General features: G+C 67.6%; 8 protein-coding genes and 1 pseudogene. 4 read left to right on the forward strand and 5 right to left on the reverse strand.

The genetic code is table 11. The features are described from left to right. Both VGC18_RS15960 and VGC18_RS15965 read right to left on the reverse strand, forming a co-directional pair. Positions 1-959, reverse strand: a pseudogene (locus VGC18_RS15960) (S9 family peptidase); the annotation flags it as partial. A 57-nt stretch (positions 960-1016) separates the two neighbouring features. Then, on the reverse strand, positions 1017-1781 hold the full coding sequence (locus VGC18_RS15965; protein ID WP_331099216.1) for an SDR family oxidoreductase: 765 nt from the start codon (positions 1779-1781) through the stop codon (positions 1017-1019). 132 nt (positions 1782-1913) lie between these two features. Between VGC18_RS15965 and VGC18_RS15970 the strand changes: the two genes are divergently transcribed. The 4 genes from VGC18_RS15970 (at position 1914) to VGC18_RS15985 (ending at position 4579) form a co-directional block, all read left to right on the forward strand. After that, positions 1914-2390 carry an NfeD family protein gene (locus tag VGC18_RS15970; RefSeq protein WP_331099218.1) on the forward strand — a complete coding sequence of 159 codons (477 nt, stop codon included), beginning with the start codon at positions 1914-1916 and terminating at the stop codon, positions 2388-2390. Beyond that, on the forward strand, positions 2387-3304 hold the full coding sequence (locus tag VGC18_RS15975; RefSeq protein ID WP_414672906.1) for an SPFH domain-containing protein: 918 nt from the start codon (positions 2387-2389) through the stop codon (positions 3302-3304). The genes VGC18_RS15970 and VGC18_RS15975 overlap by 4 nt, the downstream gene beginning before the upstream one ends. After that, on the forward strand, positions 3282-4139 hold the full coding sequence (locus tag VGC18_RS15980) for a glycerophosphodiester phosphodiesterase (protein WP_331099221.1): 858 nt from the start codon (positions 3282-3284) through the stop codon (positions 4137-4139). Before VGC18_RS15975 ends, VGC18_RS15980 begins: the two co-directional genes overlap by 23 nt. A gap of 74 nt (positions 4140-4213) precedes the next feature. Continuing rightward, positions 4214-4579: an RNA polymerase-binding protein RbpA gene (locus VGC18_RS15985; RefSeq protein WP_331099223.1), complete on the forward strand. Its 366-nt coding sequence runs from the start codon at positions 4214-4216 to the stop codon at positions 4577-4579. Positions 4580-4593: 14 nt separating this feature from the next. Here VGC18_RS15985 and lnt read toward each other — a convergent pair whose 3' ends face one another. The 3 genes from lnt to tatC all read right to left on the reverse strand — a co-directional run. Continuing rightward, complete coding sequence (gene lnt / locus VGC18_RS15990) at positions 4594-6150, reverse strand: apolipoprotein N-acyltransferase (RefSeq protein ID WP_331099225.1); 1557 nt, start codon at positions 6148-6150, stop codon at positions 4594-4596. Between the two features lie 66 nt (positions 6151-6216). Continuing rightward, positions 6217-8655, reverse strand: a complete 2439-nt coding sequence (locus VGC18_RS15995) for a DEAD/DEAH box helicase (RefSeq protein ID WP_331099227.1) — start codon at positions 8653-8655, stop codon at positions 6217-6219. Next, positions 8652-9513: twin-arginine translocase subunit TatC (gene tatC / locus VGC18_RS16000; RefSeq protein WP_331099229.1), on the reverse strand; the 862-nt coding region annotated here is incomplete at its 5' end. The genes VGC18_RS15995 and tatC, both read right to left, overlap by 4 nt.

Raw genomic sequence — 9513 nt, forward strand, 5'->3', positions numbered from 1 at the left:
GTCTCCCCCAGATCGACCGTCTCGACCGCGGTGAGCCGACGCGAGGATGCGCCGGACCGCTCGATCACGTAGAGCTGGTCGCTCCTGCCGACGAAATCGGTTCCGGTCTCGCCGAGGTCGGTGGCGACGAAGAACAGCTCGCCCGCCGGTCCGTAGGCGATCGTCGAGACGCCGTACCTGTCGTCGTCGCCCGTGAGCCTGGTCGGTTCCGCCTCCGGATCCGCCAGCTCCACCTCGAACACGTGGGAGACCAGGTCGACATCGCGGGTCGGATGACGCTCCGAGACGACGGCGAGCCGGGAGCCGTCCGGCGAGAAGGCGATGGAGCCGTGATCGAAGTCGCCGAAGGTCACCCGCCGGGCCTCGGGAACGAGGGTCGGCGGTTCGGGGGCCGGGTCGTCGGCCGATGCGGCGGTCGGGTAGACCGGTTCCGTGGAGAGGTCGGGGACGTCGACGAGGAAGACATGCCTCCGGCGATCGATCGTGTAGCCGAGACCGTTGGCCTTGTACTTGAGCGCGGTGATCCTCCTCGGCGGCTCCGCGTCCGCTCCCAGGCCCTTGACCGTGCCGTAGCGTCCCTCCTCGGGAACGGCGGCGGTGAAGGCGATCCGTCCGGAATCCGGGGACCACCGATAGGTGGCCACCCCGAGCTTGGCCTCCGTGAGCTGCAGCGCCTCTCCCCCGGCGGCGGCCATGACCCAGAGCTGGGCCGGACCCTCCAGGCCGGCCCGCAGGAAGGCGAGAAGGGAGCCGTCCGGTGAGAACCGGGGATTCGTGTCATGATGCCCGCGGCTGAGACGGCGGGAGCCGCTGCCGTCGAGCGTCACCTCCCAGAGCTGGCCGACGTAGCTGTCGGAGGCGAGGTCGGGCCTCGACACCGCCACGACGGCTCGATGACCATCCGGATGGACGGTGGGGGCGGACAGACTGAGCAGCAGGGGCAGATCGGTGGGTTTCATCAGCTCCCATGCTAACGATCCTTCGGGTCTCTCCGCCGAATCGGCGGATCGGCCCGCTCAGGCGGTGAGGAAGTCGCCGACGTCCCCGACCAGTCTGGTGTGGTCCGCCGGGACCGGCTCGACGGCGGCGAGAGCGATCTCCGCGGCGAACTCGCTCACGTTGTAGAGCCTGCCCGCCGCATCCTTCCTGGCGCTGATCGCCCCGGGGTTCGCCCGCTCGAGCAGGGTGGCGGTGATCGTCCCCTCGATCATGTCGCCGGAGACGACGACGAAGCCGATGCCCGCCGCCTCGAGCTCCGGGATCAGCTCGCGCAGCGCATCCTCGCCCGCCCTCTTGCTCACCGCGACGGGCAGGTACTCCGGCATGGTCGCCGTGGTGTGGATGAAGTGCGCCTGGTGGCTGGTGACGAACACGACCCGCGATCCCGGTGAGAGCAGCGGAAGTGCGGCCCTCAGCAGGCCAACCTGGGCGTCGCGGTTGAGCCGCATGGCGTAGTCCTCCGCCATGCCGGACTCCATGCCTCCAGAGGCGTTCATGACGAGGATGTCGAGCCCGCCCCACTCGTCCGCGATCCGCTCGAAGAGCTCGCCGACGGATGCCGGATCGGTGAGATCGGCGCCGATCGCGATCGCCGAGCCGCCCGCCGCCACGAGCTTGTCGACGAGTTTGAGCGCTCTCGCCTCCTTGTTGCGGTAGTTGATGACAACACTCGCTCCCGCCTCCGCGAGGTACGTCGCGGTGTCCGCTCCGATTCCGCGGGAGGATCCGGTGACGAGGGCGCGCTGCCCTTCCAGGGAACCGGATGCGAGGGGGTTTGTCACGGGTCAACTCCTGTCGGTGGCGATGGCCGTCCGCATGGCCGGCCCCGGCTCACGAGAATAGCAACAAGCCGTCACCTCCTTCGGCACGGAGTGCTAGTTTCAAGGGGACACGATGCACAAGGGGTGCCCGCGATGGCCACTGATTTTCTCGAGAACTATGCCTGGATCTTCTGGCTCGGGCTCATCCTCGTTTTCGTGATCATCGAGGTGGCGACGATCGACTTCATCTTCCTCATGCTCGCGGTCGGCAGCCTCGGCGGACTGGTGAGCGGCCTGTTCGGGGCCCCATGGTGGGCGCAGGTCCTGATCGCCGCGGTGCTGTCCCTCCTGCTGCTCTTCTTCGTCCGCCCGGCGCTGCATCGGGCGTTGCGCAGAGGCGCGGACGGCACCCCGAGCAACGTCGAGGCGCTTCTCGGCCTGAGCGGCACCGTCACCACGGGATTCGTCGCCGGCCAGGGTCATGTGAAGCTCACCAACGGGGAGACCTGGACGGCCAAGCTGTCCCAGACCGCCGAGGAACGTCCGGTCGAAGCCGGAGAGCGTGTTGTAGTGACGGCAATCGAGGGGGCGACCGCCGTGGTCGTTCCCGCTGAAAGGACTGCATTGTGAACTCTGGCGAACTGTTCGGCCAGGTCATCCTCTTGATCGTGATCGTGATTCTCGCGATCTTCGTCCTGGTGATCCTGTTCCGGTCGATCCGCATCATCCCGCAGGCGCGGGCCGGTGTGGTCGAGCGCCTCGGCAAGTACCACAAGACCCTGCTCCCCGGTCTCAACATCCTGGTGCCGTTCGTGGACCGGTTGCGTCCACTCATCGACATGCGCGAGCAGGTGGTCTCCTTTCCTCCGCAGCCGGTGATCACCGAGGACAACCTCGTCGTCTCGATCGACACGGTCGTCTACTTCCAGGTCACGGATGCCCGGGCGGCGACCTATGAGATCGCGAACTACCTCGGCGCGGTCGAACAGCTGACGACGACGACCCTTCGTAACGTCGTCGGTGGCCTCAACCTGGAGCAGGCGCTCACCAGCCGCGACAACATCAACGGGCAGCTGAGGGTCGTGCTCGACGAGGCGACGGGCAAGTGGGGAATCCGGGTCGGCCGGGTCGAGCTGAAGGCCATCGACCCGCCCCTGTCCATCCAGGACTCGATGGAGAAGCAGATGCGGGCCGAGCGGGACAAGCGTGCCGCGATCCTCACGGCCGAGGGGACCAAGCAGGCCGCCATCCTCCAGGCGGAGGGCGCTCGCCAGGCGGCGATCCTCGAGGCGGAGGGTGCCGCGAAGGCCCAGGTGCTCAGGGCCGAGGGCGAGGCGAAGGCCATCACGACCGTCTTCGGCGCGATCCACGAGGGCGATCCGGACAGCAAGCTGCTGGCCTACCAGTACCTGCAGATGCTGCCGAAGATCGCCGAGGGCGAGTCGAACAAGCTCTGGATCATCCCCTCCGAGCTCACCGAGGCGGTCAAGAGCATCAGCAACGGCTTCCTCGGTAACAAGGGTGCGACGCCGCCTGCCGAGTAGGCGGTCGGGGGCGGGGTCGTCCGCCGCGGACGGCTCCACCCCGGACGCCGGGGCCAGCCGTTTCTTCGACGGCGCTCCCCCGCGCATCCTCGCCCACCGCGGATTCGCCCTCGACGCACCCGAGAACACCCTGCTGTCCTTCGAGAGGGCGGTGCGACTCGGCATCACCCACATCGAGACGGACGTGCACGTCTCCGCCGACGGCGTCGCGGTGATCAGTCACGACCCGGATCTCGGCAGGGTCGCCGGCCGCGAGGGCCGGATCGAACAGCTGACGATGGCGGAATTGCGGCAGGTCGACCTGGGTCACGGCCAGACCTTCGCCAGTCTCGGGGAGACGCTGGCTGCCTTTCCGGACGCCCGGTTCAACATCGATCTGAAGACCGCGGGGGTCGTCGGTCCTGCCGTCGCCGCGATCCTCGACGCGGGTGCCACCCACCGGGTGCTCGTCACCTCCTTCGGCGACGCCCGTCGGGTGGCGGCGGTCCGGCGTCTTCCCGACGTCGCGACGTCGGCCTCCGCCCGCTCCTTCCTCGTGGCCCTGGCGGCGGCGAAGCTCGGCCTCGGCGGCCTGGTTCGCCTCGTGCTGCGGGACGTGCAGGCGGTCCAGGTGCCCGAGCGGGTGTTCCGGATCAGGGTGATCACCGCCCGCACGGTGCGCCTGCTGCATGCCGCCTCCGTCGAGATCCACGTGTGGACGATCAACGAGGCCGCCGACATGAATCGTCTGCTCGACGCCGGGATCGACGGCATCGTCACGGACCGTTCCGACCTGGCGATCGACGTGCTCATCGAACGGGCGGCGGCGGGTCAGGAGGCTGGGAGCAACCTGTAAGCGCGGTGTGAGGGAAGGATAAACCCAGCTTCGGGGTTTATAACTATGAATGCATCGCGAGAGAGGACCACATAATGGCGGATCGCAGTTTGCGCGGAATGAGGCTCGGATCTCAAAGCCTCCAAAGCGAAGAAGGGGTTACCTTCTCCCCTCGAAAGAAAAGCACCTACCAGGCGGCGGACGGAACGACCTTTGAGGTCACCTTCTCCGCCGACGCCGAGATCCCCACCGTGTGGGAGTCTCCGAAGAGCGGCCAGGAAGGCCGTCTGCTGAACGACGAAGGCAAGCAGGTCGAGCCGGAAGCGGCGGACACGAAGGTGCCCCGCACCCACTGGGACATGCTTCTCGAGCGTCGCACCCGCGCAGAGCTCGAGGAACTGCTTCAGGAGCGTCTCGACTTCCTGCGTGCCAGGAAGGGCCAGCACAAGATCGGGGCCTGACCTGCCGAGAGCTATCAGGCAGCCACTGCGGGGCGACGTCTTCCACGTCGCCTCGCAGTTTTTTGTGGCCTGAGCAGCAGACCGAGGGCGAGGCCCGCGAGGCCCGCCCCCGAGGTCAGCCACCCCACGGCACGGTCGTCGACCATGGCCGGCGTGATGGTCGTGCTCAGCGGAATGCGCTCGATCAGATGACCGGCCGTGAAGGTGGGCAGTTGGGCGATGACCCTCCCGTCGGGGCCGAACATCGCGCTGACCCCCACCGTGGAGGTGTTGACGAGGCTGCGCCCGGTCTCGATGGCTCGCAGCCGGGCGATCGCCACCTGCTGCCTGCTCTCGTCGGTGTGCCCGAAGTCGGCGTTGTTCGTGGGCGCGAGGATGTACTGCGCCCCGCTGTCGATCATCCTCTGGATGAGCGAGTCGTCGACGATGTCGAAGCAGATCGCGAGCCCGGCCACCGCGCCGTTGATGGTGAAGACGTTATTGCGCTGGCCGAACGAGTAGTCCCGCGGGACGAGGTCGAACAGGCTGGGTGCGAGGGGATACCAGAACTTCCGGTCGGGCAGGTACTCGGCGAAGGGCACCGGATGGATCTTGTCGTACTGGTCCACCGATCCCTTCCCGTTCTCCCAGAGCAGCAGGCTGTTGAAGGTGCGGCCCTTCTTGTCCTCCGTGATGGTGCCGGTCACCAGGGGCGCACCCGTGTTCTTCGTCACGTAGTCGAGTGTCTGCGCGGCATAGGCGTTGGTCAGCGGGTCGAGGTCGGAGGCGTTCTCCGGCCACACCACCACATCCACCTTCTTGCCGAAGACCGGCAGGGACGCCTGCAGATGGTCGTCGAGGATCTCGCCCTGCTGGTATCTCGCGAAGAGCCCGGAATTCGAGTCGCCCTGCACGGCCGCGACCCGGACGGACCCGGAGGTGACCACCGGCCAGGCGGGCATGGCGGCGGCGAGGAGGAAGGCGGCGGCCGCGACGATCCCGCGGACCGTCCAGGCGACGGAGACCTCGAGGATGCTCTGCAGCAGCACCGCACTGAGCCAGGCGAGCACAAAGCTGAGGCCGGAGACGCCGAGCCAGGCGACGAGCGGCGCGAAGGTGCTGTCGGACTGGGAGAAGGCCAGCCGGCCCCAGGAGAAGCCGCCGTACGGCCAGACGCTCGTGATCGCCTCGCGCAGCACCCAGAGACCGGCGAGGACCACAGGCAGACCCAGCAGCCTGCCCCAGAGGCCCGGCCAGACCCGGGGCACGAACCTCCAGGCCAGCGCGATGAGGGCGGCATCGAGGGCGAAGAAGATCGACTCGAGCCCGGCGAGGGCGAGCCACGGGACCGGACCGAGATAGACCGTCAGCCAATAGATATGGTTGCCGAAGAAGGCGAAGCCACCGACGAATCCGACGAGCAGCGATGGCCAGACCCGCCGGCCGGCAAGCGACCACATCATCAGCGGCGTGCCGAGGAAGATCAGCGGCCACCATCCCGTTGCGGGAAAGGCGGCGGCGTTGACGAAGCCGGAGAGGGCGGCGACCGGAACGGCGGCCCACAATGGCAGGGTCGTCTGGCGCTGGTGCACCCGTCAAGCCTAGATTGCCGAAGGTGGGAGTTGGACCAGAGGCGAGGTCGGTCACGCTCCGGTTGATCAGGCGACCGAGGAGTAGGCCACGATCCCGCGCCGGATCGCATCCAGCGCCTTGCGGGCGGTTCGACCGACCTGGCCGTCGGCGACCACGGACAGCTGATCGAGCAGGTCGATCGTCTGCTTGGTCATGCGGACGAAGTCTCCGGCGGCCAGTTCGGCCTCCATGAGGACGGAGTCGAGCGGGGTGCCCTGCGCCCAGCGGTACATCGCGAGCGACAACCCGCTCGACAGCGGGTTGCTCCCCGGCAGCTTGTGCTCGAGCTCGATGTCATCGAGCTTGCTCCAGAGGTCGGTGGTCTTCTCGAAGGCCGGCCGGAACGGCCCCTTCGGCAGGTAGCGATCAGAGCCCTGTCCCTCGTCCCTGCGGGGTTCGTAGACGAGGGCGGCGGCCATGGCGGCGAGTCCGGCCGGATCGAGGTCGTTCCAGACGCCCCTGCGCAGACACTCCGCGACGAGCAGGTCCCGTTCGCCGTAGATGCGGCGCAGCGTGCGGCCGTGCACCGAGGCCGTGATGACGCCGGATTCGGAGCGCACGAGGTAGCCGAGCTCGATGAGCACGTCCGTGACCCGGTCGAAGACCTTGGCGACGACACCCGTGCGGCTCCTGATCTGGCGGCTCAGCTCATCCGTCTGCCGCTTGAGCTTCCACCAGCGCTCCGCCCAGCGCGCGTGCGCCTCGCGGTCGTTGCAGGTGTGGCAGGGATGCTGTTTCAGCCGCTTGCGGAGCACGGTGAGCTGGGCCTGACGGCGATCGCGCTCCGCCCGGCTCTGCAGGTCGGCCCGCACGGCACCCTTGCGCTCGAGGTCGGTGAGCTCGCGCCGGATGCTCGCGTACTCGGCGAAGTTGCCGAGGTGGCAGTGCATCGCCTCCTCGTAGCCCCGCAGCGACTCCTCCTGGCTGCGCACCTTGCGAGCGATGTCGACGACTGCACGATCGGCCTGGAACTGGGCGAACGAGGACTCGAGGATCTCGCGGGTGCGGTCGCGTCCGAACTGCTCGATCAGGTTCACGGCCATGTTGTAGGTCGGCGAGAAACTGGAATTGAGCGGGTAGGTGCGCCGAGAGGCCAGGGAGGCGACCGCCTGCGGGTCGAGACCGTCCTGCCACTGGATCACCGAGTGGCCCTCGACGTCGATGCCGCGCCGTCCGGCGCGGCCGGTGAGCTGGGTGTACTCCCCCGGGGTGATCGGCACCCTCGCCTCGCCGTTGAACTTCTCCAGCTTCTCCAGCACGACCGTCCTGGCGGGCATGTTGATGCCGAGCGCCAGCGTCTCGGTCGCGAACACCGCTTTCACGAGCTTCTTCTGGAACAGCTCTTCCACGACCTCCTTGAAGGCGGGAAGCATTCCGGCGTGGTGGGCGGCGACCCCGCGCTGCAGACCCTCCAGCCACTCCCAGTATCCGAGCACCGCCAGGTCCTCGTCGAGGATGGTCCGGCAGCGCTCCTCGACGATGGCGTGGATCTCCTCCCGCTCCTCCGCGGTCGTGAGCCGCACCCCGGCCCGCAGGACCTGCTTGACGGCCTGATCGCAGCCGACCCTGCTGAAGATGAAGAAGATCGCCGGCAGCAGGTTCCGCTCACCGAGCAGCTTGACGAGCCCGGCCCGGTCCATCCTCACGTCGTCCGGGCGACCGCCGCGGGAATGATAGCGACCGGCGTCCCTCGACGAGCGCGGGCCCCCGGTGGCCCTGCCGCCGTAGCGGGCCAGCTGGACGAGCTCCGGGTTGACGCGGTTGGTCGCCACGACTCCGGAGGAATCGAACAGGTCGATGAGCTTGCCGCGGATGAGGATGTGCTGGTCGAGCGGGACCGGCCGCTCCTCCGAGACGATGACCGCGGTCTCCCCGCGCACCGCCTGCAGCCAATCGCCGAACTCCTCGGCGTTGGAGACCGTCGCGCTGAGCGAGACGAGGCGGACGTTCTGTGGGAGGTGGATGATGACCTCCTCCCACACGGCGCCGCGGAACCGGTCTGCAAGGTAGTGGACCTCATCCATGATCACGAAGGAGAGGTCGTGCAGCAGGTCGGAGTCGGCGTAGAGCATGTTGCGCAGCACCTCGGTCGTCATGACGACGATGCGCGCCCCGGAGTTGACGTTGGTGTCGCCGGTGAGCAGGCCGACCTGATCGGCACCGTATTCGGCGACGAACTCCTGGAACTTCTGGTTGCTCAGCGCCTTCATGGGGGCCGTGTAGAAGACCTTCGCCCGCGGGTCCTGCATCGCGAGGAACACCGCGAACTCGGCGACGATCGTCTTCCCCGCGCCGGTGGGCGCGGCGACCAGCACGCTGTCGCCGTTCTCGAGGGCCGCACAGGAGCTCAGCTGGAAGGGGTCGAGATCGAAGCTGAGGGCGGAGCGGAATCGCTCGAGGCGCGGTGAGCCCCGCCTGGTCCTGGATGCGGCGAAGCGTTCGGCCGGAGAGAGCTGGTCGGTCATGCGGGGCTGACCCCGTCCAGACCGGCGGTCAGGGCATCCGCTCGTTTGGCGAGGATGCGGTCGTGCCAGATCGCAACGGTCGCGGCGGCGAGGTAGAGCACGATCATGGGCGCGGCCAGCAGGAACATCGATCCGACGTCCGCGGAGGGGGTGGCGATCGCACAGAACACGAAGATCAGCAGGATGGCCCATCGCCAGCTCCTGATGATGTTCTTGCCCGTGAGGATCCCGATGAAGTTGAGCAGCACAAGGAACACCGGAAGCACGAAGGCGACTCCGAGCGCCAGCATCAGCTTGAGGACGAAGGTCAGGTAGTCCTTGGCGCCGACGAAGGTCGCGTCCTGTTGGGGAACGAAGGAGATCAGCACCTGGACGATGTGCGGAACGACGTACCAGCCGGCGGCGCAGCCGAGCAGGAACAGCGGAACGGCCGTGAAGAAGAAGCCGAAGGTGTAGCGCTTCTCCTGGCGGGTGAGTCCGGGGACGAGGAAGGCGAAGATCTGATAGAGCCACACGGGGCTGGCAGCGACGATGCCGATGGTGATGGAGATCTGCAGCCGGATGTCGAAGGCCGAGGTGAGGTTGGGATAGTTGATCTTGGCGTCGCGATGCTCGGCGAGAGCGATCGCCGCGATCGGCTGCCGCAGGGCCGACCAGACGAAGTCGGCCGCGAACCATCCCGCGATCGAGAGGACCACGATCGCGATCGCCGCGATGAAGAGGCGTTTGCGGAGTTCGAGAAGGTGCTGCCCGAGCGACATCCGGGCTCCGGGGCCCGCACCTCTTCTGGTGCGTGTTGCCACGGAGGCTATGGTCTGGTGCTGGACTTCGTGGCGTCCGTCTGGGCGCGAACCTCTG

Source organism: Lacisediminihabitans sp. (assembly GCF_036404185.1).
GTDB lineage: Bacteria > Actinomycetota > Actinomycetes > Actinomycetales > Microbacteriaceae > Lacisediminihabitans.